The 24,643-nt window shown below is 67.7% G+C and carries 23 protein-coding genes, 1 tRNA gene and 1 riboswitch; of the genes, 10 read left to right on the top strand and 14 right to left on the bottom strand.

Annotated features, from left to right (window positions below):
• The 4 genes from E3T49_RS07130 to acsA all read right to left on the bottom strand — a co-directional run.
• On the bottom strand, positions 1-702 hold a 702-nt coding region (locus E3T49_RS07130; RefSeq protein ID WP_134424274.1), incomplete at its 3' end, for an E3 binding domain-containing protein.
• Positions 695-1,675: an alpha-ketoacid dehydrogenase subunit beta gene (locus E3T49_RS07125; protein WP_134424277.1), complete on the bottom strand. Its 981-nt coding sequence runs from the start codon at positions 1,673-1,675 to the stop codon at positions 695-697. The genes E3T49_RS07130 and E3T49_RS07125, both read right to left, overlap by 8 nt.
• Positions 1,676-1,686: 11 nt before the next feature.
• Positions 1,687-2,751, bottom strand: coding sequence for a pyruvate dehydrogenase (acetyl-transferring) E1 component subunit alpha (pdhA, locus tag E3T49_RS07120; RefSeq protein ID WP_134424273.1), 1,065 nt, complete (start codon positions 2,749-2,751; stop codon positions 1,687-1,689).
• The gene (gene acsA / locus E3T49_RS07115; protein WP_134424272.1) at positions 2,748-4,553 is read right to left on the bottom strand and encodes an acetate--CoA ligase; all 1,806 of its coding nucleotides are present in this window, start codon (positions 4,551-4,553) and stop codon (positions 2,748-2,750) included. Before acsA ends, pdhA begins: the two co-directional genes overlap by 4 nt.
• A 46-nt stretch (positions 4,554-4,599) precedes the next feature.
• On the opposite strand from acsA, the gene E3T49_RS07110 reads away from it, so the two are divergent.
• Positions 4,600-5,148, top strand: coding sequence for a hypothetical protein (locus E3T49_RS07110; protein ID WP_134424271.1), 549 nt, complete (start codon positions 4,600-4,602; stop codon positions 5,146-5,148).
• Positions 5,149-5,299: 151 nt separating this feature from the next.
• Positions 5,300-5,376: riboswitch (cyclic di-GMP riboswitch) on the top strand.
• 74 nt (positions 5,377-5,450) lie between these two features.
• Positions 5,451-6,527, top strand: a complete 1,077-nt coding sequence (locus E3T49_RS07105) for an ice-binding family protein (RefSeq protein WP_198414230.1) — start codon at positions 5,451-5,453, stop codon at positions 6,525-6,527.
• A 35-nt stretch (positions 6,528-6,562) separates the two neighbouring features.
• Here E3T49_RS07105 and E3T49_RS07100 read toward each other — a convergent pair whose 3' ends face one another.
• The 3 genes from E3T49_RS07100 to alsS are packed head-to-tail and all read right to left on the bottom strand — an operon-like array spanning position 6,563 to position 9,408.
• Positions 6,563-6,916 (bottom strand): zinc ribbon domain-containing protein YjdM, encoded by a 354-nt coding sequence (locus E3T49_RS07100; RefSeq protein ID WP_134424270.1) that lies wholly within the window; start codon positions 6,914-6,916, stop codon positions 6,563-6,565.
• Positions 6,917-6,937: 21 nt separating this feature from the next.
• Positions 6,938-7,669 (bottom strand): acetolactate decarboxylase, encoded by a 732-nt coding sequence (budA, locus tag E3T49_RS07095; RefSeq protein ID WP_134424269.1) that lies wholly within the window; start codon positions 7,667-7,669, stop codon positions 6,938-6,940.
• Positions 7,666-9,408: an acetolactate synthase AlsS gene (alsS, locus tag E3T49_RS07090; RefSeq protein WP_134424268.1), complete on the bottom strand. Its 1,743-nt coding sequence runs from the start codon at positions 9,406-9,408 to the stop codon at positions 7,666-7,668. The genes budA and alsS overlap by 4 nt, the downstream gene beginning before the upstream one ends.
• 116 nt (positions 9,409-9,524) lie before the next feature.
• Between alsS and E3T49_RS07085 the strand changes: the two genes are divergently transcribed.
• A complete protein-coding gene (locus E3T49_RS07085; RefSeq protein ID WP_134424267.1) occupies positions 9,525-10,424 on the top strand; it encodes a LysR substrate-binding domain-containing protein in 900 nt (299 codons plus the stop codon).
• A gap of 20 nt (positions 10,425-10,444) precedes the next feature.
• Here the strand turns inward: E3T49_RS07085 and E3T49_RS07080 are convergent, their stop codons facing one another.
• The 6 genes from E3T49_RS07080 to E3T49_RS07055 all read right to left on the bottom strand — a co-directional run bounded on the left by E3T49_RS07080 (position 10,445) and on the right by E3T49_RS07055 (position 16,022).
• Positions 10,445-11,743, bottom strand: coding sequence for an ABC transporter permease (locus tag E3T49_RS07080; protein WP_166785492.1), 1,299 nt, complete (start codon positions 11,741-11,743; stop codon positions 10,445-10,447).
• An 8-nt stretch (positions 11,744-11,751) separates the two neighbouring features.
• A complete protein-coding gene (locus E3T49_RS07075; protein WP_134424265.1) occupies positions 11,752-12,432 on the bottom strand; it encodes an ABC transporter ATP-binding protein in 681 nt (226 codons plus the stop codon).
• Positions 12,429-14,006 carry an efflux RND transporter periplasmic adaptor subunit gene (locus E3T49_RS07070; protein WP_241972700.1) on the bottom strand — a complete coding sequence of 526 codons (1,578 nt, stop codon included), beginning with the start codon at positions 14,004-14,006 and terminating at the stop codon, positions 12,429-12,431. The genes E3T49_RS07075 and E3T49_RS07070 overlap by 4 nt, the downstream gene beginning before the upstream one ends.
• Complete coding sequence (locus E3T49_RS07065) at positions 14,006-14,986, bottom strand: hypothetical protein (protein WP_134424264.1); 981 nt, start codon at positions 14,984-14,986, stop codon at positions 14,006-14,008. The genes E3T49_RS07070 and E3T49_RS07065 overlap by 1 nt, the downstream gene beginning before the upstream one ends.
• A 174-nt stretch (positions 14,987-15,160) precedes the next feature.
• Entirely contained in the window at positions 15,161-15,925 is a 765-nt protein-coding gene (locus E3T49_RS07060) for a hypothetical protein (protein WP_134424263.1), read from the bottom strand.
• 26 nt (positions 15,926-15,951) lie between these two features.
• A tRNA-Gly gene (locus E3T49_RS07055) sits at positions 15,952-16,022 on the bottom strand.
• A gap of 72 nt (positions 16,023-16,094) precedes the next feature.
• Between E3T49_RS07055 and dcd the strand changes: the two genes are divergently transcribed.
• Complete coding sequence (dcd, locus tag E3T49_RS07050) at positions 16,095-16,760, top strand: dCTP deaminase (RefSeq protein ID WP_134424262.1); 666 nt, start codon at positions 16,095-16,097, stop codon at positions 16,758-16,760.
• Positions 16,761-16,803: 43 nt separating this feature from the next.
• Complete coding sequence (locus E3T49_RS07045) at positions 16,804-17,325, top strand: hypothetical protein (RefSeq protein ID WP_134424261.1); 522 nt, start codon at positions 16,804-16,806, stop codon at positions 17,323-17,325.
• Here the strand turns inward: E3T49_RS07045 and E3T49_RS07040 are convergent.
• On the bottom strand, positions 17,322-18,650 hold the full coding sequence (locus E3T49_RS07040) for an MFS transporter (RefSeq protein WP_134424260.1): 1,329 nt from the start codon (positions 18,648-18,650) through the stop codon (positions 17,322-17,324). The genes E3T49_RS07045 and E3T49_RS07040 overlap by 4 nt on opposite strands.
• 189 nt (positions 18,651-18,839) lie before the next feature.
• On the opposite strand from E3T49_RS07040, the gene dnaK reads away from it, so the two are divergent.
• Genes dnaK through E3T49_RS07015 form a run of 5 tightly spaced genes read left to right on the top strand, consistent with a single transcriptional unit; the run spans position 18,840 to position 23,949 of the window.
• Complete coding sequence (dnaK, locus tag E3T49_RS07035; RefSeq protein WP_134424259.1) at positions 18,840-20,717, top strand: molecular chaperone DnaK; 1,878 nt, start codon at positions 18,840-18,842, stop codon at positions 20,715-20,717.
• On the top strand, positions 20,717-21,349 hold the full coding sequence (locus E3T49_RS07030) for a nucleotide exchange factor GrpE (protein WP_134424258.1): 633 nt from the start codon (positions 20,717-20,719) through the stop codon (positions 21,347-21,349). The genes dnaK and E3T49_RS07030 overlap by 1 nt, the downstream gene beginning before the upstream one ends.
• Positions 21,342-22,349 carry a DnaJ C-terminal domain-containing protein gene (locus tag E3T49_RS07025; protein ID WP_134424257.1) on the top strand — a complete coding sequence of 336 codons (1,008 nt, stop codon included), beginning with the start codon at positions 21,342-21,344 and terminating at the stop codon, positions 22,347-22,349. The genes E3T49_RS07030 and E3T49_RS07025 overlap by 8 nt, the downstream gene beginning before the upstream one ends.
• Before the next feature lie 2 nt (positions 22,350-22,351).
• Positions 22,352-22,786 (top strand): heat shock protein transcriptional repressor HspR, encoded by a 435-nt coding sequence (locus E3T49_RS07020; RefSeq protein WP_134424256.1) that lies wholly within the window; start codon positions 22,352-22,354, stop codon positions 22,784-22,786.
• A 26-nt stretch (positions 22,787-22,812) separates the two neighbouring features.
• Complete coding sequence (locus tag E3T49_RS07015) at positions 22,813-23,949, top strand: class I SAM-dependent methyltransferase (RefSeq protein WP_134424255.1); 1,137 nt, start codon at positions 22,813-22,815, stop codon at positions 23,947-23,949.
• Positions 23,950-24,643 lie beyond the last annotated feature (694 nt).

Here is a 24,643-nt window from a genome sequence, read left to right as displayed (position 1 = left end):
GGTGAGCGGGGCGGCCGCTGCCGCTGCGGCGAAGCGTCGCACGTCGGCCTCGGTGACGGCGCCGCCGGCGCCCGTTCCCGGCACGCCGGCCAGCTCGATGCCGAGGGATTCAGCAACGCTGCGGGCGCGCGGCGAGGAGCGCACCCGGCGGCCGGGCGGGCGTGACTGTTCCGGTTCGGCTGCGGCTGCGGCTGCGGGTGCGGGTTCGGCTGACGGTTTCCGGGCGGCCGCGTGCTCCACGTCGGCGCGCGTCACCGCGCCGCGCTTGCCGGTGCCGCGCACGGTGTCGGTGTCGACGCCGAGCCGATGGGCGAGTTGGCGCACCGGGGGAGAGACGAAGCCGGACGCCGGGGCCGCGGGGGCCTCTACGGGGGCCTCTACGGGGGCCATTACGGGGGGTGGCTCCGCTCGTGGCGCGGAGGGTGCCGTGCCGGGGGCGGCAGCGGTGGGCTCGGCCCCGGTCGCCGGTGTCTGGGTGATCCGGGCGAGGGCGGCGCCGACGGGAACCGTTGTGCCGACCTCGACGAGCAGTTCGGCGATCACGCCCTCCTCGAAGGACTCCACGTCGATGTCGGCCTTCTCAGTGTCGACGACGGCGATCATGTCCCCGCGGTGAACGTAGTCGCCCGGTTTGACCAGCCACTCCACCACCCGGCCCTGTTCCATGTCGGCGCCGAGCGCCGGCATCCGGAACTCACCCATGCTGGCCCACCGCCTCCCGGGCGGCGGCGATGACCCGGGCGACCGAGGGCAGGGCGGCCTGTTCGAGGTGTTTGGCGTACGGCAGGGGCACCTCCGCACTGCAGACCCGGCCCACGGGTGCATCCAGGTCGAAGAACGCGGCCTCGGTGATGCGTGCGCTGATCTCGGCCGAGATGCTGCCGCTGCGCCAGCCCTCGTCCACCACCACGGCGCGGTGGGTTCGGGCCACGGTGGCCAGGATCGCGGAGTCGTCGAGCGGCCGGAGGGTGCGCAGGTCGAGGACCTCCGCGTCGATTCCCTCCTTCATCAGCTGCGTGGCGGCCTCGAGCACAGTGGGCAGGGTGCCGCCGTAGGTGATCAGGGAGACATCGGCTCCCGGCCGGCGGATGGCGGCGGTGTCGATGTCGACGGCTCCGGCGTCGTCGCCCAGCTCGCCAGAAGTGTTGTACAGCGACCCGTGCTCGAAGATGAGCACCGGGTCGGGGTCTGTCAGGGCTGTCCACAGCATGCCTCGGGCGTCGGCCACCGTCGCCGGTGCGAGGATGCGCAGGCCCGGGATGTGCGCGTACCACCCCTCGAGACTGTGCGAGTGCTGGGCGGCCAGCTGGCGCCCCGCCCCGGTGGTCATGCGAATCACGACGGGCACGCTGAACTGTCCGCCTGACATGTGCGACAGGGTCGCCGCGTTGTTCATGATCTGGTCCAGCGCGAGCAGGCTGAAATTGACGGTCATGATCTCGATGATCGGACGCATACCTCCCAACGCCGCACCGATCCCCGCCCCGACGAACCCCGCCTCGGACAGCGGGGTGTCCCGGATGCGTTCCGGCCCGAATTCCTCCAGCAGCCCCAGGCTCACCGCGAAGCACCCGCCGTAGGCCCCGACGTCCTCGCCCATCAGGAATACCCGGTCGTCGCGCTGCAGCGCCTCGCGGATGGCCTCGCGCATGGCTTCGCGGTACGTGGTCGTCATCGCGGTCCGTTTCATGGTCGTTTCCGGTCGGTGGCGTCTCGGTCGGTGGCGTCCAGGTCGGTGGCGGCCCGGTCTGTATAGACGTGACGGGTGAGCTCTTCGACCGGCTCCAGGGTGCCGGCCTCGGCGAAGTCGACGGCGGCCTGCACCTCGGCGTCCACCTGCGCCTGCACCTCCGACCACTGCGTCTCGGAGAGTTCGCCGGCAGCCTCGACGGCTCCCCGCAGCAGATCGATCGGGTCGCGTTCCAGCCACTGGGACACCTCGGCCTTCTCGCGGTAGCGTTCCGGGTCGTACATGGAGTGCGCCCGGAACCGGTAGGTGCGCAGCTCGAGGAAGTGCGGTCCGGAGCCGGCCCGCACGGCGGACACGGCCCGCCGGGCGGCCTCTTCGACGGCCAGAACGTCCATGCCGTCCACCGGCCAGGCGGGGATCTCGTACGACGCCGCCTTCAGCGCGAGGTCGGTCTGGGACTCCGAGCGGCCGAGCGCCGTGCCCATGGCGTAGAGGTTGTTCTCGCAGCAGAACAGCACCGGCAGCTGCCAGAGCGCGGCGAGGTTGAGGCTCTCGTGGAATTCGCCCTCGGCCACGGCGCCCTCGCCGAAGAAGCAGACGGTGACGCGGGAGCGGCCGGTCATCTTGTCGGCCAGGGCGAGGCCCACGGCCACCGGCAGGCCGCCTGCCACGATGGCGTTGCCGCCGAAGAACCGGGTGGCCGCGTCGAAAAGGTGCATGGAGCCGCCGCGGCCGTGGCAGCATCCCTGCTCGAAGCCGTACATCTCGGCCAGGATGGCTCCCGCGGCAACCCCGTGCAGCAGGGCATGGCCGTGCTCGCGGTACGTCGCCACGACGGCGTCGCCCGGTTCGAGCGTCGCCAGCACACCGGCCGCCACGGCCTCCTCGCCGATGTAGACGTGCATGAACCCGCGGATCTTCGCGGCGCTGTAGAGCTCGACGCACTTCTCCTCGAACCGGCGCACTCGCAGCATCTGGTGCAGGAGTCTGCGGGCGTGCTCCGGGTTCGACCGGATGCGGGCCGCCGCTCGCTCGGCCCGCTCCGCTCGCTCGGGGTTCATCGGGGTGCCTCGACGGTAGACGTGTCACCCTCGGGCAGGCCCAGCTCGCGGGCCTTGAGCAGTCGGCGCAGAATCTTGCCGCTGCGGGTCTTCGGCAACGACGGGGTGAAGTCCAGTTCCCGGGGCGCCACGGCGGGGCCCAGGCGTTTGCGGGCGAAACCGATGATGTCCAGGCGCAGCGCCTCGCTGGGCTCCCAGCCCGGCAGCAACTCCACGAAGGCCTTGACCACCTCGCCGGCAACCGGGTCGGGGATGCCGATCACGCCGGCCTCCGCCACCGCCTCATGCTCCATCAACGAGCTCTCCACCTCGAAGGGCCCGATCAGGTGCCCCGACGACTTGATGACGTCATCCCCGCGGCCGACGAACCAGTAGTACCCGTCGGCATCCCGCCGGGCGAGGTCGCCGGTGAGGTACCAGCCGCCGGCGAAGGCGCGGCGGTAGCGCTCCTCCTCGCCCAGATACCCGCGGAACATCGACGGCCAGCCGGGCCGGAGGGCCAGCTCGCCCACGGCATCCGGTTCGGTCACCAGCACGACTTCTCCGCCCTGCATCCGCGGCGCACCCGTCTCGTCGCGCGCGACGATCGCGGCCTCGACGCCGGGCAGGGGCCGCCCCATCGAACCGGGACGGATGGGGGTGGCCGCGTAGTTGGCGATCATGATTCCGCCGGTCTCGGTCTGCCACCAGTTGTCGTGAACGGGTTGCCCGAATGCCTCCTGGCCCCACACCACGACCTCGGGGTTGAGCGGTTCGCCCACGCTCGCCACGAAGCGCAGGGCGGAGAGGTCGTGACCGGCGGCTCGGTCGGTACCGGCTTTCATCAGCATCCGTAGTGCCGTTGGCGCGGTGTACCAGACGCTCACGTGCTGCTCGGCGAGCACCCGGTACCACCGGTCGGCGTCCAACTCCTCCTCGTCGACGATAGCGGTCACTCCGTGCACCAACGGCGCGATGATGCCGTACGAGGTGCCGGTGACCCAGCCGGGGTCGGCGGTGCACCAGTAGACGTCGTCGGGGTGCAGATCGAGGGCGAAACGGCCGGTCGCGTAGTGCGCGACCACCGCGTCGTGTACGTGGACAGCGCCCTTCGGCGTGCCCGTGGTGCCGCTCGTGAAATGCAGCAGGGCCATATCCTCGCCCTGCGTTGCGGCGATCTCGCCGTAGGGTGGAGCCTCCCGCATGAGTGCGGCGAGGTCCAGGGTGTCCGGATCCGGTGTGCCGTCGGCGTCCACCAGCAGCACGTGCCGCAGTTCGGGCAGCCGGTCCCGGATCGGCGCCACCTTCTTGCGATACAGCGCCCGCGTCGTGACGAGCGCGCGCCCCCCGCCCAGCTGCAGGCGCTGCCGCACCGGCTCGGGTCCGAACGCGGAGAACAGCGGGCAGAAGACGCTCCCGTTCTTGAACGTGCCGAGAACCGTGACATACAGCGCGGGGATGCGACCGGTCAGGGAGAAGACCCGGTCGCCGCGCCCGATGCCCAGGCTTCGCAGCACGCTGGCGAAGCGGCCGGTCTGCTCGGCCAGCTCCGCATAACTGAGCGAGTGGGTGCTGCCATCGCCGCGCACGAAGCGCAGGGCCTCGTGGTCGGCCCGGTCGCCGGCGGCATGGCGGTCGACCGCCTCGTAGGCGATGTTCCGGCCCCGGTCGCCGGGCAGCCCCGAGAGGGACTTCCGGGCTTCGTCCCAGGTGAAGGTGGCGCAGGTCTCGTCGTAGTCGACCAGATTCGGCGGCACCGCGAGGGCGCGAACATTCTTGGGGATGGTGGGCCAGTGTGTCGAAGTATCGGTTCCTGCCGTCATGCTGCCTATGAAACCCCCGAGCGACCCTCGGGCATAGGGTGGCGCCATGGCCTCCATTGAACGGATTGTCGAGGAGGGCCTGCTCATCGCGCTCTCGGCGGTGCGCATGGCCGTGAAGAATCACATCATCGTGGGCGCGCTGCGCGAGCACCGCGACTTCGCGAGCGCCGATTACGCCGCCGCCGCCCGCACCGAACTGAACCGGCTCGTGAGCCAGAACGAGGAGGACGCCGAGCGCGCCGGCCGGCAGCGCAGGGACCTCGCCCGTCAGTGGAGCGCGTTCGAGGCAACGGATGACCGCAAACTCGACGTGCGCCAGCTGGGCCTGCGGCGGCGGGTACACCTGGAACTGGCTGCGGCCCTGAGCGCCGTGGCCGACGATGACGAGCAGGTCGCGGGTCTTCTCGAGCACGCCCGGCAGGACGCCAGCGAGGAGATCGGTTCCGCGCTCGCCGCACGCCTGGCCGACCAGACGGTGGACCGCCGGGAACCCGACTACGCGCAGCGACGGGCTGAACGGATCCGCACCCTGGTGAGCACGGATCTGGCGGCGCTCCGGTCGAACCGCCGGGCCGGGTCCGGTTCCGGCCGCTAGTGGTGCGCCGCGCCCACACGCAACGACACCCGAACTGGGGGTGAGTGTGAACTAGCAGAACAGTGCACGCATTAATCAAAATAAGTGCAGGGGAAGAGCTTGTATTTCGAGCTGGACAGCGAGATCACTCTCGCTTCCGCAGTCGCGGCCTCAACGATAAAGGCAAACCCGGCGTAAGCCGGGGACGCAAAGCCACGGGACCCGGTGAGGGTTAGCCGGGCTACCGAACCGAAAGAACCCAACTGATCATCCGTACCATCACGTGTGCCCCCGACCCGGTCATCTCGTTTTCGTCTCGCGCTGTGGCGTCGTTGCTGGTGAGTGTCGGCCTTGCCGTCGCCATCTCTCTGGGATCTATGGAAACGGCATCCGCCGCGACTGTTGGTGACGGCCCTGTCGATCTCGGAACGGCCGCAAGTTACGGTGTTCTGGGCGCGACCACGGTCACGAACACAGGTCCCACGATCATCAACGGCGATCTTGGCCTCTCCCCGGGTACCTCGATCACCGGGTTCGGAGGCGCACCGAACGGTATTGTCAACGGCACGGTGCACGCCACCGACGCCGCCGCGGCGGGGGCGCAAAGCGACACGACCACCGCTTACAACGTCGCTGCGTCCCTCACTCCCACGACCACCGGAATCGGTGAGCTCAGCGGTCTGTCGCTGACACCCGGCGTGTACACCGGCGGCGCGCTGGCTCTCTCCGACAACGGTGCCCTCACACTCGCCGGAAGCGCGAATTCAGTGTGGGTGTTCCAGGCAGCCTCGACCCTGACGATCGGGTCGGCGACCCGGATCACGATCACCGGCGGCGCCAGCGCGTGCAATGTGTTCTGGCAGGTTGGCAGTTCCGCCACAATCGGCACGGCCGCACAATTCCAGGGCACCGTCCTGGCGCAGCAGTCCGTCACCGCAACCACGGGCGCCACGATCGTCGGGCGGCTGTTGGCCCGCACGGCCGCCGTCACTCTCGACACGAACACGATCACCGCGCCGACCGGCTGCTCCCCCCTGGACGTTACCTCCGAGACGGTCTCCCCGACAGCGACAAACCCCATCGCGTCGGACGCACCTGCCGTCGGGCCGACCCCGGCCGACACGACAGGGGCGATCTCTGGCACCCCCCTTGCAGCCGGCACGGCGCCTGTGGCACCGATGGCGACGGCCAGCGTGCCCGGCGCGCTCATGCCCGGTGCGAGTGCTGCCCGCTCTCAACTCGCGAAGACCGGTGGGAGCGCTTCATACTCTCAACTCGCGGAGACCGGTACGGTTCTCAGCACGCCGCTCGCAGCCGGGTCGATTCTGCTCCTGGGGGGCGTCTCGCTCACCCTGCTGGCGATCAGACACCGACACACATCACGCGGGCTCTCGGCGTGACCAACCCTCCCCAGACGAACTGAGCCGGCGGACCGCTAGGCCTTCTTGACCACGCTGGACTTCAACTGCATGGCCCCGAACCCATCCACCTTGCAGTCGATGTCGTGGTCACCGACGCCATCGACCAGGCGGATGCCGCGCACCTTCGTTCCCACCTTGATCGAGGTCGCGCTGCCCTTGACCTTGAGGTCCTTGATGATCGTCACGGTGTCGCCGTCGGCGAGCACGGTACCGAAGGCATCCTTGACGGTGGTGTCTTCGGCCGTTTCGGCCGTCTCGGCCGGGTCGTTGCTCCACTCGTGCGCGCAGATCGGGCAGACCAGGAGTGCCCCCATCTCGTAGGCGTATTCACTGGAACATTCTGGGCACGGCGGCAGGGAGTCATTCACCTCCCCATCGTACGTCTGCGCTCAGGCGTGCATCTCGGTCTTCTGAATCTGCCATTCCAGGTCGTCCGGGGCCAGATTCGCGTTCTTGAACGCATCCGTCAGCGGCAGTTGCAGGCGCAGGTCGGTGCCGAGGCACAGGGCCGCGGTGCCGGAGCGCAGCTTGAAGTCGAGCACATGGCCCCCGGCCGTGCGGTCGTCGGTGACGAAGTGGGTGTGGCAGCCCGGAACCCCGATGCCCTGCTCGTAGAGCGGGGTTCGGAAGCCGGCGACGACGCCCGAGACGTCGTGCAGCTCGACGATGGCGTCCTCGTCGGTGGCCTCCACCATGGGGCGGTACGGCTTCTCCTGCTTGACGACCGTGCGCATCCGAATCCACTCGAAGTCGCCGTCGATGCGCAGGGCGTACATGTAGTTCTGCGACGCCGTCATCTTGTCGATGAACGTCGACGCCTCGGCGCGCACGATGTTCTGCGGCAGCTTGCTCTCGATGTGAGGGACGAAATTCGTGACGACGGCGTAGGGCGTGTACGCGCCCAGGTCTGCCTTGGAGACCCCGCCGTCGGCCCGCAGCTGGTAGCAGGTGCCGTCGATGATCAGCATTTCGCCGTCGAGGCCGTTGAACGTGCCGATGCCGAAGCTGCCGCGGCTCAGCAGGTCGGCTACGGTCATCTCATCTTCGTAGACCCCGTCGAGCAGTGCGCTCATCAGGCTGGTCTGGAAGATCTCGTGGCGGGTGACAGTGGACTTGCTCATTGCAGTACATCGCTTTCCAGATCGGCCATCAGGTCATCTCTATTGTTGCGGTAGTCGACGTGCACGTCGATGATGCTCGGGCCGGGTTCGTTCAGGGCCTTCGCCAGCACGGCGGCGAAGTCGTCGAGGTGCGTCACCCGGTAACCGTGGGCGCCGAACGATTCGGCGTAGGCGACGGCGTCGTAATCGCCCAACTGCACGCCGGACGTGCGGCCGTACTTGCCCATCTGCTGGAACGCCACCATGTCGTAGGTGCCGTCGTTGAAGATGACGTGCGTGAACGTCGACCCGAGCCGCACGGCCGTCTCCAGCTCCATGGCGGAATAGAGGAAACCGCCGTCGCCGGAGACGGACACGACCGGGGTGCCCGGTCGCACCAGGGTTGCCGCGATCGCCCACGGCAGCGCCACGCCCAGTGTCTGCTGGCCGTTCGAGAACAGCAGGGTGCGCGGGTGGTAGGTGCGGAAGTGCCGCGCCATGTAGATGTAGTGCGACCCGACGTCGCAGAGCACCGTCGTGTCGTCCGGCAGTAGCTCGCGCATCATCAGCGTGAGGTCGGCCGGATGCACGCCCTCGGATTCGTCCCGGTGGCCGGTGGGCTGGTCAGCGTGCGCGAGACGGGCCCGCTGCGCGGCGACCTCGGCGGCGGCGGCCGTCGGCATCGTCAGACCGTCGACCTGACGGGCGAGCGCGTCGAGGGTCTCCGCGACGTCGCCGCGCAGCTCGACCGTGGGGCGGTAGTAGTCGTCGAGGTCGGCCGAGAGCTCGTCGAGGTGGATGATCACGCGCAGGTGGTCTTTGTTCCACTTCGATGGCTCGTACTCGACGAAGTCGTAGCCGACGGCCAGGATCACGTCGGCCTTGTGCAGCAGGATGTCCCCGGGCTGGTTGCGGAACAGGCCCACGCGTCCGAGATAGTGCTCCTCGAGCTCGTGCGAAATGACTCCGGCGGCCTGGAAGGTCTCGACCACGGGTAGCCCGGCCACGCCCAACAGGCGGTGCAGTGCTGCGACGGCGCGGTCCGAGCCGGACCGGGCGCCGGCGAGGATGACCGGGAACTTCGCATCCTTCAGTAGAGCGGCGGCCTGCTCGAGGCTCGCCGAGGATGCCGCGCCCAGAGTCGGGACCCAGTGCGGGTGCTTCATCGACACGGTGGTCGAGTCGGTGAGCACGTCGTAGGGGAGCACGACGGCGGCGGCGCCCTTGGGCTCCTGGGTGGCCTGGCGGAAGGCGTTGGCGATGGCCTCCGGGACGTTGTCGGCGACGCTGACCTCGCCGGCGGACTTGGTCACGGCGGAGAGCATGCCTACGGCATCCATGGTCTGGTGGGTGCGCTTCAACCGGTCGGCCCGGGGGACGGCGCCGCACAGGGCGACGAGCGGGTCTCCCTCGGTCGTTGCCGTGAGCAGTCCCGTCGCCAGATTGGAGGTGCCCGGGCCGCTCGTCACGAGCACGACGCCCGGCTGGCCGGTGAGGCGTCCGACGGCTGCGGCCATGAAGGCGGCGTTCTGCTCGTGCCGCACCACAATCACCTCGGGGCCGTTGTCGACGAGAGCGTCGTAGACCGGGTCGATCTTGGCACCGGGAACGCCGAAGACCCACTTCACGCCGTAGGCCGTCAGCACCTCGACCACGCGTTCGGCGGAGCGAACGGATCCGGCGGGCCGGCCGGCGTCCGCCGGGGTGAGTGGGGCATCCGTCGCGTCTCGGTCGCTCAGGACAGGTGAGTTCGTCGTCATGGTCATGCCTTCCGGGTCGCCGCTGTTGCGGCGTCTCTGACAATCCTTGCCGGTCAACCGATAGGAAACAACGCCGAATTACGATGCCACTGATCTGAAAATGAGATGCTAAGCGCATGGATGTCAGACAGCTCGAATTCTTCAGCGCCGTCGCCGGCGAACTGAGCTTCACCCGCGCCGCGGACCGCCTCACCATCGCCCAATCCGCCGTGTCGGCGGGCGTGCGTTCGCTGGAGAACGAGCTGGGCGTCGAGTTGTTCGATCGCAGCCGGCGCCAGATCAGGCTCACCTCGACCGGGGAGTTGCTCCTGCCGAAGGTGCGCGACGCGCTCGACGCGGTGAACGAGGTGCGTGACGCGGCTCAGGAGAGCACCCGGGCGATCACCGGCGCCATCGTGATCGGGCTGATGACCTCGGTCACGCTGGTGAATGTGCCGAGGCTGCTCGGCCTGTACCGAACCGGCCACCCCGGTGTCGGGGTTCGTCTGCGCGCGGCGCGGCGAGGCTCGGCCGGTCTGGTCGACGAACTCGTCTCGGGCGAACTCGACCTGGCCTTCCTCGCCCTCAGCGGCCCGGCGCCGACGGCGCTGCTGGCGGTGCCGCTCGCCTCATCGCCGATGGTGTTGGTCGTGCCTCACGGCCACCGGCTGGCCGCCGCGTCTGCGGTGGACCTCGCCGACTTCGGTGCGGAGGAGTTCATCGATCTCCCGCCCGGCTACGCCAGCCGGCAGATCGTGGACGACGCCTTCGCCGCCGCCGGGCTCGAGCGGCGGGTCATGATCGAGGTGTCCGACATCGGGACCGCCGCCGAATATGTGACGAACGGCCTCGGCGTCGCCCTGTTGCCGGCCTTCACCGCTCAGGACGCTCCGGCGGTGCACCGCATCCCCGTGGCGAACCTGCCTGATTTCACCGTGTACCTGGCCGCGGCCCGCAAACGGCGGGCATTGGCGGCCGTGCGCGCGTTCGTCGACCTGGCGCTCTCCGCCGACGAGGCCCGCGCTCGCCGCAGCTGAGCCGGGCAGCGGGAGTCAGGTCAGGTGCCCCCGCGCAGGGCGATGATCGGTTCGATGTTCGACGCCTTCACGGCAGGGTAGACCCCGGCCAGCAGGCCCACCACGGCGCCGAGGAGGGCTGACCCGGCGGCGAGCCAGGGATCCACGACCGGCGCCCATCCCTGGACGACCGACACCAGCACGACGGCGAAGACCCCCAGCGCGGCCCCGATCAGTCCGCCGAGCAGCCCGATCACCACCGATTCGACCATGAACTGATTGGCGATGTTGCGTTTGGTCGCACCCAGCGCCCGGCGCAAACCGATCTCGCCCACCCGCTCCATCACCGACAGCATGGTGACATTCGCGATGCCCAGGCCGCCGGCGAGCAGGGCGAGCACGCCGAGAATCAGGAAGACGACGTTCACGTCGGCCTGCACGTTATCGCGCAGGGCGGAGCCGGAGGAGGGTGCCTGCACCTCGTAGTTCTCCGGCGCGTTGGGGTTGAGGGCGATCGGAGCCTGGGCGGCCACGACCTTCCCGGCGCCGAGCGCGATCTGGATCTGCAGTTCGTCCGGGCTGGTCAGGCCGAAGTCGGCACGCGCGGTGCCCAGCGGCACGATCACCGAGTCGAGGAGGTCGGGGCGTCGCTCCACCTGGTCGATGATGCCGATCACGGTATAGGAGGAGTCGCCGATGAAGATCGAGGGCTGGCTGTCGACGCGGTTGATCCCCAGGCGCTCGGCCGCCCGGGATCCGAGGACCGCCACCCGGTCGGACCGGGCGTCGTGTCCGGCGTCGAAATACCGGCCGGTGACGAGGTGCCCGCGAACCGCATCGAGAAGCCCGGCGGAGGTGGCCATCAGGGCCGGGCCGAGGGTCGGCGGTTCCGAGGGGTCGTTGACCGGCACCGCGGTGATCGTCACCGCGTCGAGAGGTACCTCGGTAACAAGACCCGCGAGCTCCACCCCGGCCAGCCGGCTGACCCGGTCCGGCGCGTCCCAGGGCAGGCTCCCCGTCGCCCGCTCGGTGCCGTTCAGGCCGCTGGCGCTGCCCGGTTCGATCACGACCTGAGTGGCTGCCACGGCATCGAACTGACTGGCGATCTGGCCGGCCGCGGTCTGGGCGAAACCGATCGTCACCACGAGCGACGCGATGCCGAGCACCGTACCGAGGGTGGTCATGATCAGGCGGGTCGGGCGGGCCCCGATGCCGAAGCCGGCCTCGACGATGAGGTCCTGCACCGAGAACCGGTCCGCGCGGGCGATGAGCGGTGCGTCCCCGCCGTCAGGGGCGCTCTGCGGGGCCGGCCCGCGTTCCGCCCGGCGACGGCGGGGCATCCGTATCTTCATGTCGTTTCGCTCACTCGGCCGTCGGAGATGCTGATGGTGCGCCCGGCACGATCCGCCACGGCCTGGTCGTGCGTGATGACGATGAGGGTGAGGCCGTCGGCGTTCAGTTCCTCGAACAGGTCCATGACCTCCCCGGAGGTGGTCGCGTCGAGGTTGCCGGTGGGTTCGTCGGCCAGCAGGAGCTGGGGGGAGGCCACGACGGCCCGCGCAACGGCGACCCGTTGCCGCTCCCCGCCGGACAGGGTGCCGGGCAGAAAATCGATCCGGTGCTCCAGGTGCACCCGGTGCAGAGCTGCCCGGGCACGTCGCTCGCGATCGGCGCGCGGAACGCCGCTGTACACCGTGGCCAGGAGCACATTGTCGAGCACCGAGCGGTGCGGCATCAGGTGGAAGGCCTGGAACACGAAGCCGATCTTGCCTCCGCGGAGTGCGGCCCGCTCCGCCTCGCCGGCCAGGCTGGTGAGGGCCCCGTCGAGGTAGTACTCGCCGACGCTCGGCCGGTCGAGCAGGCCGAGGATGTTGAGCATGGTCGACTTGCCTGACCCGCTCGGCCCGACGATCGACAGGTAGTCCTGCTTCTCCACCCGCAGGTTGATCGATTTGAGCGCCTGCACCTCGGGTGGGCCGGTGAAGGACCGGGTCACGTCGATGAGATCCACGACCGGAGGCCGGATCATCGCCCGACCACCACGAGGTCCCCTTCCCCGAGGGAACCGTCGACCGCCACCACCTCGACGAAGCCGTCGGCGGCGAGTCCGGCCGTCACCTCGACGAGCACGGTCTCGTCCCCGGTGCCGGAAGACACTTCGACCCGGGACTCTCCTCCGGGTCCGGCCGTGAGCGCGGCCAGCGGCACCGCGAGCACCTCCCCGTCGGTCGAGCTGACCGGGATGGTGACCCGCAGATTGCTGCCCTGGATGCTCTGCAGCTGCTCGGGGGTGAGCTCGTCGGGCGTGAGCAGGATGGTGAACCGTCCGCTCGCGGCCTCCGTCCCCTCCGCGGACTCGGCGACGGCGATGGAGGTCACGGTGGCGCCGTGCTCGGAATCGTCCGGCAAGGACAAGACGGCGGCGTCGCCGACCTTCATGAGTTTGGCGTCACCCGCCGAGGCGGTGGCGCTGATCTGGATGGTGGCGCCGGAGACCCGCATCACGGAGCCCTTGATGGTGGACCCGCGGTCCACGGTGACCTCGTCCACCCGTCGGGGGAGACCCGGCAGGTAGAGGATCTCGCCGGCCGGAAGATAGGTCATGGTGGCCTCTTCGGCCGTGGTGAGCGAGTCGCGGGCGCTCGTCGCCTGCTGCTCCGCGGACCGCAGGGCGGCGGCTTCGGCGGTCACGTCGCGGGCCGCGAACGCGGAATCGCGCCGGGTCTTCGCCAGCGTGAGCGCATCCGTCGCGTCCGCGATCGCGTTGGGTTCGCCGGCCGCCCGCGCCGCCGCCAGAGCGCGTTCGCCGGCACGCACGAGGTTGTCCTGCTCGACCCGGTCGACGGCGGACGGTCCCGATTGCGCCGCCGAGAGGGCCTGTTCGGCCAGGGCCACGCCGTCCTCGGCCGATCTGACCTGCTCCGTTGCGGACTGGACCGCCTCGGTGACGCCCTCCGGGGCGTCCGGAGCGGGATAGCCGACGCGCTCGTAGAGGGCCTGCACCCCGGCCGACGTGTCGGCGTCGAACAGGTTGGACGTCACGTCGCCGGCCTCGATGCCCACGGCCTCGAGCCCCTGTTTCAGCTGGACCACGTCGGGTCCGGCGACGCCGAGGCGGAGCGTGCGGTACACGGGCAGATCGCCGGGGAGCACGATGACCGGTCGGCCGGCCACCTCGAGGGCGATCGACACGGCGTCGAGCGTGGCGCCGACCTCCGGCACCTGCCCGGTGACGATCGCCGGACCGCCGAGATCTCCGGTCTCGATGGTCACCTCGACCGAGTCGGCGTAGGTGGCGTCGCCGCGGATGGTGATGTCGTTGCCGAGCACCTTCTTTTCCACGGGCACCGTGATCAGGCCCGGTTCGGGAGCCGTGGCGTTGTTCGCGGCATCCGCCGGTGACACGACGAACCGGCCGAGTACGAGCCCCGCGGCCAGGGCGACGACGGCGATGGCCGACACCACCCAGATCGTGCGGTTGCCGTTCAGCAGCCGCCCCCAGCCCTGGCTGCGCGTCGACACGTCGACGTCGGTGGCCTCGAGCTCAGCGAGGTCGGCGAATTCCGGCGCGGTCGGGCTGGCGCCGGCCCCACGCTCCGCCACTACTCACCCTGCGCGTAGTCGGCGGCGAACGCGTCGAGTTCGGCCTTGTGGTCGTCGACGAACTGCTCTTCCAGCTTGAACTGCACCGTGAGCATCGAGTCGGTGTAGTTGACCTTCTCGCTGCAGGCGAAGTCGGCCAGGGCGATCTCGATCTCGCCCTCGCGCACCTTGGCGAGAGCCTCATCGCTCGGAGCCTCGCCGGTGTCAGTGTTGTACAGGGCGTTCGAGAGCTCGCTGGCCGCGTTGATCGCATCCTGCTTCGCCTTGTAATCCGGATGCCCCGTGTCAGCCATGCAGGCCGCCCACTTGCCGTCGAGTTCCTGAACGGCGGGATCCTTCTGCAGTTTCTCGTAGAACGTGGTGATCGCGTCGAAGAGCGGCTTGTGGGCCTTGTCCTGGGAGGGGTCCTCGCCGTTGACCTCGTGCTGGGCCGATCCCGAGCAGCCGGCGTCCTCCCAGTTGTATTCCGAGGAGCCGTCTTCGCTCATCATGTCTTCCGTTTGGGGCGCACCGTAGAGCACCTCGTAGTACGCGGTCTGCTCGCCCTCGGACAGCGACGCGACGTAGTCCTGGTTGGGATCGACGTACGACTCCGCCTGCTCCTGCTGGGCCGCCATCTCTTCCGGGCTCTGGGTCATTCCGTAGCCGTTCGCGGCGACCCATTCCTCGGTTTCGCGATCTTCCTGGTCGTCCATGTTGAACGATGACATGTTCTGCGACTGGTCGACGGGGATGTAGTCGAAGCCTTCCTCGGCCATGCAGGCTGCGGTGCTCTCTTCGACCTTTTTTGAATCGGCGATCGCCTGGTCTTCGTCGTACTCGCCGTACGCGGCGGACAGGTACTTGTTCAGCGGGCTGTCCTCGTAGGTGAGCTTGCCGCTGTCTGCGGCGCCTGCGCCCTGGTCCGATGCGCACCCGGTCAGCCCCAGAGCGGCGACGGCGAGTGATGCGATGAGTGCGGACTGCAAACGACGATTCATTGTTCTCCTTGGACGCGGCGGCTAGGGAACAACGGTCTCTGCATCACCCCGTCAAGCCCCCGCGATCAACCTAGCGGTTCGAGGAACGGGAGCCCAGACTGTGTGCAGGATATTTATCCTGCCGTGACCTTGGGTTTTACCGGTTGAGGGTCGCGGCGCGGCTCGGCCCGTCGCCTAGCGGTCGAGCCCAGCCATTCGCACGAGCGCGGCCCGCATGATCATCTGCGCCGGGTCGCCGATCACATGGTGATTCAGGTACAGGCTCTCCGCCCAGGACAGGACCTCTGCCTGCGTGAGGCCCACGGCCGTCCAGTTCACACCGGCCTCGGCCCGCGCTTTCGGTTCCCCGGTTTTCGGGTTCAACCACACCCGCGCGATGGGGATGTCTGGATCTTCGTGCTCCGGGTTCCAGAGCAGCGCGATCGGGTGATCGGGTCCGTCGAGGTGCTCGTCGTCGATGTGGCCGGAGCCGAGCCAGGGCAGCATCAGCTGCTCTCCTTCCAGCTCCACGTCGATGATCTCGAGCGGAACCGGGCCGTAGTCGCGGGAATAGACGGGCAACCCCACATGGTGCCATTCGGCGGCCTCGTCGGCGTCTTCGAGGAGGTCGGGCAGGCGTGGAGCGACGTGCAGAACGAATCCGTTCGCCCAGTCGACGAGCGCCTGCGTGTCGGCGGCCGGCCACGGACTGTCGTCGCTCGAAGAGCCGTCCGCGTGATGAAAGTGGTATTCGACGCCGTCTTCCATGATGTCGAGGTGGAATTCACCGTCGTCGAAGCCGAGGAAGATGCCGGCGATCTGCTCCTCTTCATCCCAGTCCGCGTCGAATTCCGGGTGCTGGAAACGCGGAGGCAGCGGAGGGATGTCCAATGGCAGCGGGCCGAGATCGAGCACCACCCGCAGTACGGAGTTGGGCATGCGCAGTGTGGGATCGGTCATGGTTTCGACGATACCGGAGGCGAGAGAGCGGATGACGGGAATCGAACCCGCGCTATCAGCTTGGGAAGCTGAAGTTCTACCATTGAACTACATCCGCACGTCCGCTTCGCAGGCAAGCCCGCAGCGGAACCGTGTCAGCATATCAAGTCCGCGCCGTTAGGCTGGACCCGTGCTGCTCTCGGATCGTGATATCAAGGCTCAAATCGACGCGGAACGAATCCGTCTGGAGCCGTATCAGGCCGACATGATTCAACCGTCGAGCATCGACGTGCGTCTGGACGGCTTCTTCCGCCTCTTCGACAACCACAAGTATCCGTATATCGATCCGGCCGAAGACCAGCCCGATCTGACCCGGTTGATCGAGACCGCCGCCGGCGAACCGTTCATCCTGCACCCGGGGGAGTTCGTGCTCGGATCCACCTACGAGAAGGTCACCCTTCCCGACGACGTTGCCGCGCGGCTGGAGGGCAAGAGCTCGCTGGGTCGGCTCGGCCTGCTCACACACTCGACCGCCGGGTTCATCGACCCCGGTTTCACCGGCCACGTGACGCTGGAACTGAGCAACGTCGCCACTCTGCCGATCAAGCTGTGGCCGGGCATGAAGATCGGGCAACTGTGCTTCTTCCGGTTGAGCTCACCGGCGGAGCGGCCGTACGGGTCGAGCGAATACAGTTCGCGGTACCAGGGCCAGCGCGGTCCGACGGCGTCGCGGTCGTTCCAGAACTTCCACTGCACGGATGTGCGGGGGGTCTCGACAAGCTCGACCACCGCGACAAGCTCGACCACCGCGACAAGCTCGACCACCGCGACGGGCTCGACCACCGGAGCCGAATAGTCCGGTTCATACGGATGCAACATCCGCCCGGTAAAATCGGGGCATGACCACATCCGTGCCCAGCTTTGCCGAGGCGCTCGTCGCGCCGGGACCCACGCCCGAATACCCTGGGCGGATGCGTCGGTTCGGCCAGCTGGTCGGCGCCTGGGCCGCGAAGGGGTCGCGCCTTGACGAGGCCAGCGGCGAGTGGACCGGCCGCGAATTCACCTGGATCGTCGACTTCGTGCTCGACGGCCGTGCGGTGCAGGACGTCGAGGTCGTGCCGAGCGACTCGCACCCGTCCGGGTTCGAGGCCGTCGCCACGGCCCTGCGCGTCTACGACCCGTACGCCGGCGTCTGGCGGGTCAGCTACTTCGCACCGGCATCCGGGGAATACTGCCACCTCGTCGCAACGCCGCACCGCAACGGTCTGCGCCAGGACGGCACAGGCACCGACGGCCGCCCGATCCGCTGGAACTTCGCCTCGATCACGGCTGATGCCTACGCCTGGGAGGGCTGGGTCTCCAACGACGAGGGTGCCACCTGGCTGCTCATCGAACACAACGAGGCCACCCGCATCCGCTAACCGATCTGGTCCTGGTGCGCCTTCACCGGCAAAAGGAGGAGCAGCCCGGCGAGCAGAACGAGCATCAGCCCGAGGATGCCCCAGTACGTTTCGCCGAAGATCGTCACCATCAGGGCGAACATGGCGGGGGCCAGAAAACTCACCGCGCGGCCCGTGGTGGCGTAGAGCCCGAAGACCTCGCCCTCTCGGCCGGGCGGGATCAGTCGGGCCAGGAAGGTGCGGCTGGCGGACTGGGCAGGTCCGACGAAAAGCGTGAGGGCCAGGCCGGCGGTCCAGAACACGATCGGGCCGCCGTCGTGCAGCAGGAACACAATGCTGCCGAACACGATCAGGCCGATCAGGGCGGTCACGATGATGGGCTTCGCGCCGACCCGGTCGTCGAGCGCACCGGCGACGATGGTGGCCGCGCCCGCCACGACGTTCGCGGCGATCGCGAAAATAATCACCTCGCCGGGTGAGAAACCGAAGACGGATGCCGCGAGCACCCCGCCGAAGGTGAACACCCCGGCCAGGCCGTCGCGGAAGATCGCGCTCGCGATGAGGAAGTACACCGTCGGGCGACTGGTCGTCCAGAGTCGACGCACGTCCTGGCCGAGCACGACGTAGGAACGGAGAAAGCTCACCCGGGGCCGCCGCGCCGCGGCAGGGGAACGGTATTCGGGAACCGAGAGCAGCACCGGCAGGGCGAACAGTCCGAACCAGGCGGCCGCGATCAGCATGGTGACTCGCACCGACAGGCCGTCCTCACCGGTCACCCCGAACAGGCCCACATCGGGGCTGATGAAACCGAAGTAGACGATGAGCAGCAGCACGATGCCGCCGATGTAGCCCATGCCCCAGCCGAAGCCGCTGACTTTTCCAATGGTGCCCGCGGTCGAGACCTGGGACAGCATGGCGTTGTAGTTGACGCTGGCGAACTCGAAGAAGACGTTGCCGGCAGCCACCAGGAAGAGCCCGAGCAGCAGGAAGCCGGGCGACGGCTGCACGAAGAACATCGCCGCAGTGAGCGCCACCACGATGAACGTGTTCACGCCGAGCCACAGCTTGCGCCGGCCGGACGTGTCCGAGCGCTGCCCGGTGATCGGGGCGAGGACGGCCACCAGGAAGCCGGCGATGGCGAGGGCCCAACCAAGTTGGGCCGAGATCACGTCCTTGTCGCCGAAGGAGCTCCCCGTGATGTACACGGTGAAAACGAAGGTGGTGACGACCGCATTGAACGCGGCAGACCCCCAGTCCCAGAAGCTCCAGGCCACCACGCGGCGCTTGCTGGTCGTGTCTGGCAACGCCTGGGCATCCGTGCCGCCCTGCTCCGCTATCCCGGTCATGCGCTGAGGCTAGTGGATGGCGGTAGCCGAAAACTATCAATCAGGCGAAATCCCAAAGTTGAGTCACTCAGGCTCAACTCTCAGGTACGCAGCTTGACTCCGATTTGAGTCACTGGCACACTTGAGTCTGCACCACTCAACTCTGAGGAATCAGGGTGAGCACAAAAACTTTTGAAGGAGAACGCACACATGGCCCGTGCAGTAGGCATCGACCTCGGAACCACCAACTCTGTGGTGGCCGTCCTCGAGGGTGGAGAACCCACCGTCATCGCAAACGCCGAAGGCTTCCGGACCACCCCGTCCGTCGTCGCCTTCACCAAGGACGGCGAAGTGCTGGTCGGCGAGACCGCCAAGCGCCAGGCCGTCACCAACGTCGACCGCACCATCGCTTCAGTCAAGCGCCACATGGGCACTGATTGGAACGTCGGCATCGACGACAAGAAGTTCACCCCGCAGGAAGTGTCCGCCCGTATCCTGGCCAAGCTCAAGCGCGACGCCGAGGCGTACCTGGGCGACAAGGTGACGGATGCCGTCATCACCGTTCCCGCGTACTTCAACGACGCCGAGCGTCAGGCCACCAAGGAAGCCGGTGAGATCTCCGGACTCAACGTGCTGCGCATCATCAACGAGCCCACCGCGGCCGCCCTGGCCTACGGCCTGGACCGCGGCAAGGAAGACGAGCTCATCCTGGTCTTCGACCTCGGCGGTGGAACCTTCGACGTCTCCCTCCTCGAGGTAGGCAAGGACGACGACTTCTCGACCATCCAGGTGCGGTCCACCGCCGGTGACAACCGCCTCGGCGGCGACGACTGGGACCAGCGCATCGTCGACCACCTGATCAAGAAGTTCAAGGAAACCACCGGCGTCGACGTCTCCAAGGACAAGATCGCCAAGCAGCGCCTCAAGGAAGCCGCCGAGCAGGCCAAGAAGGAACTCTCGAGCAGCATGTCGACGAGCATCCAGCTGCCGTACCTCTCCCTCACGGAGAACGGCCCGGCCAACCTCGACGAGACGCTCACCCGCGCCCAGTTCGAGAAGATGACCGAAGACCTGCTCGACCGCACGAAGAAGCCGTTCCAGGACGTCATCCGGGAAGCCGGCGTCAAGGTGGAAGACATCGCCCACGTCGTTCTCGTCGGTGGCTCCACCCGTATGCCCGCCGTGTACGAGCTCGTCAAGGCCGAGACCGGTGGCAAGGACCCGAACAAGGGCGTCAACCCGGACGAGGTCGTCGCCGTCGGCGCCGCGCTGCAGGCCGGCGTGCTGAAGGGCGAGCGCAAGGACGTTCTGCTCATCGACGTCACCCCGCTGAGCCTCGGCATCGAAACCAAGGGCGGCATCATGACGCGCCTCATCGAGCGCAACACGGCCATCCCGACCAAGCGCAGCGAGACCTTCACCACGGCCGACGACAACCAGCCGTCCGTCGCGATCCAGGTCTTCCAGGGCGAGCGTGAGTTCACCCGCGACAACAAGAACCTCGGCACGTTCGAGCTGACCGGCATCGCGCCGGCCCCGCGCGGCATCCCGCAGGTCGAGGTCACCTTCGACCTCGACGCCAACGGAATCGTGCACGTGTCCGCAAAGGACAAGGGCACCGGCAAGGAGCAGTCGATGACCATCACGGGCGGATCCTCGCTCGCGAAGGAAGACATCGAGCGCATGGTGCGCGAGGGTGAAGAGCACGCCGCCGAGGACAAGCGCCGCCGCGAGGCCGCCGAGACCCGCAACACGGCCGAGCAGCTCGCCTACTCGATCGAGAAGCTGATCAAGGAGAACGACGAGAAGCTCCCCGAGGACGTCAAGTCCGAGGTCCAGGCCGACGTCGACGCCCTCAAGTCCGCGCTCGCCGGAGACGACGACGCAGCCGTGAAGACCGCTTTCGACAAGCTCAACGAGAGCCAGGGCAAGCTCGGCGAGGCTATCTACAAGACCAGCCAGGCGGATGCCGCGGCCGGCGCCCCGTCCGACTCCGAGCCGGCCGCCGACGCGGCAGGCTCCGACGAAGACGTGGTTGACGCCGAGGTTGTCGACGACGAAGACGACGCTTCAGAGGCCAAGAAGTAATGGCAGACGACACGAAGCGTCCCGGCGACGAGCCGTTTGAAGAGGGGGCATCCGCTGAGGGTGCCCCCGGGGCCGACGCGGAAGCCGCAGCGGCCGACGCAGGTGCCGACGCGGGTGCCGTGAACGCCGACGCGGCGTCTGCCGAGGGCATCGAAGAGGACGAGCTGACGGTCCAGGACATCCTGGACGCCGCCGCGCGCGAAGTCGACGAGCCCACGAGCGAGCACCTCGCCGACCTCAAGCGCGTCACCGCGGAGTACGCCAACTACCGTCGGCGCACCGAGGCGAACCGCGAGGTCGAGCGCGAGCGCGTCACCGTGGATGTCGTCAAGGGTCTGATTCCGGTGCTCGACGACCTCGACCGTGCTGAGAAGCACGGCGACCTGGTCGAGGATTCGGCGTTCAGCACGATCGCCGCGAAACTGCGTGCGAGCGTCGAGCGTCTGGGCGTGAGGCCCTTCGGTACCGTCGGTGAACCGTTCGATCCGACCATCCACGAGGCGATCTTCCAGCTGCCCACCGCCGACATTGAGTCGGATACCGTCGGCGACGTCATCGAGACCGGCTACTTCCTGGGCGCGTCGCTCCTGCGCGTGGCCAAGGTCGTCGTGCAGGTACCGAGCGATGGCTAGCCAGGACTGGTTCGATAAGGACTTCTACAAGGTCCTGGGTGTGTCTAAGGACGTCACTCCGGCCGAGTTGAAAAAGGCCTATCGCAAACTCGCCCGCAAGTACCACCCGGACTCCAACCCGGGCAATCCTGCGGCCGAGGCGAAGTTCAAGGAGATCAGCGAGGCACACTCGGTGATCGGCGACCCGGCGCAACGCAAGGAATACGACGCCGTGCGCGCGATGGGCGGTGGAGCTCGCTTCACCGCCCCGCGCCCCGGCGGCGGCCAGGCCGGAGGCTTCGACGACGTCTTCGGCGGCATGTTCGGCGGGGGAGCCCGGCAGCAGCAGCCCGGCTACTCCTATGAGCAGGGCGGCTTCGACGACCTGCTCGGCGGCATGTTCGGCCGCGGCCAGGGCGGCGGCGGGTTCGGAACCTCGAGCGGCGGCTTCCGCGGCTACGGCGGACCGACCCGCGGGCGTGACGTGATCGCGTCGACCACGGTCGACTTCATCACGGCCACCCACGGCGATCAGATCACCTTGCAGACGCAGGACGGCCGCGCTATCAAGGTGAAGATTCCGGCCGGTGTGGCCGACGGGCAGAAGATCAAGCTGCGCGGCCAGGGGCAGCACAGCCCCGACGGCGGCGAGTCGGGCGACATCGTGCTCACGGTGAACGTACGCAAGCACCCGGTCTTCGAGCGCGATGGCCTGAACCTACGGGTCTCGGTGCCGGTCACCTTCGTCGAGGCGGCACTCGGCGCCACGATCGAGGTGCCGACCCTGGGCGGCGTGCCGGTCAAATTGCGCATCGCCCCCGGCACCCCGAGCGGGCGCGTGCTCCGCGTCAAGGGGCGCGGCGTCGTGACGCCCAAGGGCACCGGAGATCTCCTGGCGGAGGTTCAGGTTGCCGTTCCGTCACATCTGTCGAAGGACGCCGAGGAGAAACTCGCGGCCTTCGCGGAAGCGCTGCCGAAGGAGAACCCGCGCGACGACCTCCTCGCGAAGGCGAGAGACTGACGGTGGACGAGAACACCCGGGTTTTCGTGATCTCGATGGCTGCCGAGCTTGCGGGCATGCACCCGCAAACTCTGCGCCAATACGATCGCCTGGGACTGGTGAGCCCCGACCGCACCCCCGGTCGGTCTCGCCGGTACTCGATGCGGGATGTGGCCAAGCTCCGCGAGATCGCGGAACTCGGCGCCGAGGGCGTGAGCCTGGAAGGCATCCGTCGCATCCTGGGTCTCGAGGACCACGTGCGCACGCTCGAATCGCGTCTGCGGGAACTCGAATCGGCCCTGGCCGATGAACTGCTGAACCGCCCGGGTCGCCGCGTTTTCGCGGCCGGCCCGGCCGGTGAGGTCATCTCGATGCGGGCCGGCACGCGGACCCGGCGTTCGACCCAGATCGTGATCTGGCGCCCGTTGGATGTCCGCCCGGCGGACGACCACGCGTAACCGCGACTGCGGGTTAGCCTGAGGGAATGTCTGATTTTTCCTTTGACCGTCTGAGGCGTTTCCCCGATGTGGAAGCGGACAACCTCTTCGCCGTGGATGCGAGCGACCGGCTGATCCTCGACGAGGCAGCGGGTGCCCTGGCCGAGGCCGGGGCTGGCGAGGTCGTGGTGCTCGAGGACAGATATGGTGCCCTCACTCTGGGCGCGGCCGCACTTCATGCCGTTCGGGGCATCCGGGTGCACCAGGATGTACTCTCCGGGGAATCGGCGCTCGTCCGCAATGCGATCGATGCCGGGCTCTCCGACACTTACCGCTCCCTCGACGTGGGCGAAGAACTGCTGGCGAACGCGCGAGTGGTGTTGGTCCAGCTGCCGCGTAGCCTGGCGGCACTTGACGAGATCGCCGATGCCATCCGTCGGTACGCCGCTCCGGATGTGGTCGTGATCGCCGGTGGGCGCATCAAGCACATGACGTCGGCCATGAACGAGGTGCTCGGGCGGCACTTCGCGCAGGTGCACGTCAGCCCGGCCCGGCAGAAGTCCCGGGTGATCAAGGCAGCGTCCCCGATACCTTCTGCAGTTCAGTCGGCGGTGTCCATCTGGCCGCAATCCGTGGTGCACGGTGACCTGGGCCTCACGGTGTGTGCTCACGGAGCTGCGTTCGCCGGCGCGACCATCGATATCGGAACGCGCTACCTGCTCGAGTACCTCGATCGCATGAAGCCGGATGCCCGGAGCGCCATAGACCTCGGCTGCGGCACCGGAGTGCTCGCCGCCGCCCTTGCACGGAGCCGCCCCACCCTGCGAGTGACCGCTACCGACCAGTCGGCTGCGGCCGTCGCCTCTGCTCGGGCCACCATGGCGGCCAATTCGCTCGGCGACCGCGTGACTGTTTTGCGGGATGACGCACTGCAGAGCCAACCGGATGCGTCGGCCGAACTGATAATGCTGAACCCGCCTTTCCACATCGGCTCGTCCGTGCACGCCGGGATCGCGCTCAAACTATTCGAGGACGCCGGGCGGGTGCTGCAACAGGGCGGTGAACTGTGGACGGTGTGGAACACCCACCTGGGGTATCGGCCCGCACTCACCCGGCTGGTGGGGCCGACCCGCCAGATAGGGCGGAACGCCAAGTTCACCGTCACAGTCTCGACCGGCCGCTGAGGCCTGCGGGGCTGTGCAACGGCCGGCATTCAGGGACGTGAGTCAGGCCCGAATAGCCGACACGCCCGGGATGAGAGAGGGAGTTGCGGACCCCCAGAATTCACCGTAATGTCTCTCTAGTCACCCCACAGGTTCGGAAAGCCGCAGAGCTTCCCGGCCTCAAGTGGGACGAAGGTTTTAGTTTCTCCTTGTTTGTCTATCCGCTAAGGAAGCATTCGAGAAGAAGCCAAGATAGTAACTCTCTCCGACTGGTTCCCAGATCGAGTGCGTGAAATGTTTTGAGTCGCTTCGGCGTACTCGGAATGGGTCGCTTGCTTCGATTTGACACGGACTTGTCGGGCAGGTAAGTTATACNGTCGGGCAGGTAAGTTATACAAGTTGCCCCGAAGCGACAGCCCATTATAGGGCCTGAAGTCGGGTGCGTCCGATCCTTGAGAACTCAACAGCGTGCACAATGTCAAATGCCAAAAACCTCGGTCGTAGGGCTCCTTTCTAGGGAGTACCGCGGAAGAGATTCCTTTGGAAAACATTTAAACAACAAAGCAAGTCAGTAATGATTTGTTCTGTCAGTTTCAAACTTGTGTCTGGTCCGCCTATTCCGGCGGTCAGTCACACTAGATGTGCCGTCTCGGTCCCTGAGCTTGTCGAAGGGTCGGGTCGTGCAATCAAACATTTACGGAGAGTTTGATCCTGG

Origin of the sequence: Cryobacterium cryoconiti, from assembly GCF_004403065.1 — a bacterium.
Classification (GTDB): domain Bacteria; phylum Actinomycetota; class Actinomycetes; order Actinomycetales; family Microbacteriaceae; genus Cryobacterium; species Cryobacterium cryoconiti.
This window is presented reverse-complemented; position numbering and strand designations above follow the sequence as displayed.

Excerpts from the sequence above, each read along its gene's own strand:
- E3T49_RS07125 (WP_134424277.1), bottom strand. The coding sequence starts at position 1,675 with ATGACGACCACGTACCGCGAAGCCATGCGCGAGGCCATCCGCGAGGCG.
- pdhA (WP_134424273.1), bottom strand. The coding sequence starts at position 2,751 with ATGAACCCCGAGCGAGCGGAGCGGGCCGAGCGAGCGGCGGCCCGCATC.
- acsA (WP_134424272.1), bottom strand. The coding sequence starts at position 4,553 with ATGACGGCAGGAACCGATACTTCGACACACTGGCCCACCATCCCCAAG.
- E3T49_RS07110 (WP_134424271.1), top strand. The coding sequence starts at position 4,600 with ATGGCCTCCATTGAACGGATTGTCGAGGAGGGCCTGCTCATCGCGCTC.
- budA (WP_134424269.1), bottom strand. The coding sequence starts at position 7,669 with ATGAGCAAGTCCACTGTCACCCGCCACGAGATCTTCCAGACCAGCCTG.
- alsS (WP_134424268.1), bottom strand. The coding sequence starts at position 9,408 with ATGACGACGAACTCACCTGTCCTGAGCGACCGAGACGCGACGGATGCC.
- E3T49_RS07085 (WP_134424267.1), top strand. The coding sequence starts at position 9,525 with ATGGATGTCAGACAGCTCGAATTCTTCAGCGCCGTCGCCGGCGAACTG.
- E3T49_RS07080 (WP_166785492.1), bottom strand. The coding sequence starts at position 11,743 with ATGCCCCGCCGTCGCCGGGCGGAACGCGGGCCGGCCCCGCAGAGCGCC.
- E3T49_RS07075 (WP_134424265.1), bottom strand. The coding sequence starts at position 12,432 with ATGATCCGGCCTCCGGTCGTGGATCTCATCGACGTGACCCGGTCCTTC.
- E3T49_RS07065 (WP_134424264.1), bottom strand. The coding sequence starts at position 14,986 with ATGAATCGTCGTTTGCAGTCCGCACTCATCGCATCACTCGCCGTCGCC.
- E3T49_RS07060 (WP_134424263.1), bottom strand. The coding sequence starts at position 15,925 with ATGACCGATCCCACACTGCGCATGCCCAACTCCGTACTGCGGGTGGTG.
- E3T49_RS07045 (WP_134424261.1), top strand. The coding sequence starts at position 16,804 with ATGACCACATCCGTGCCCAGCTTTGCCGAGGCGCTCGTCGCGCCGGGA.
- E3T49_RS07040 (WP_134424260.1), bottom strand. The coding sequence starts at position 18,650 with ATGACCGGGATAGCGGAGCAGGGCGGCACGGATGCCCAGGCGTTGCCA.
- dnaK (WP_134424259.1), top strand. The coding sequence starts at position 18,840 with ATGGCCCGTGCAGTAGGCATCGACCTCGGAACCACCAACTCTGTGGTG.
- E3T49_RS07030 (WP_134424258.1), top strand. The coding sequence starts at position 20,717 with ATGGCAGACGACACGAAGCGTCCCGGCGACGAGCCGTTTGAAGAGGGG.
- E3T49_RS07025 (WP_134424257.1), top strand. The coding sequence starts at position 21,342 with ATGGCTAGCCAGGACTGGTTCGATAAGGACTTCTACAAGGTCCTGGGT.
- E3T49_RS07015 (WP_134424255.1), top strand. The coding sequence starts at position 22,813 with ATGTCTGATTTTTCCTTTGACCGTCTGAGGCGTTTCCCCGATGTGGAA.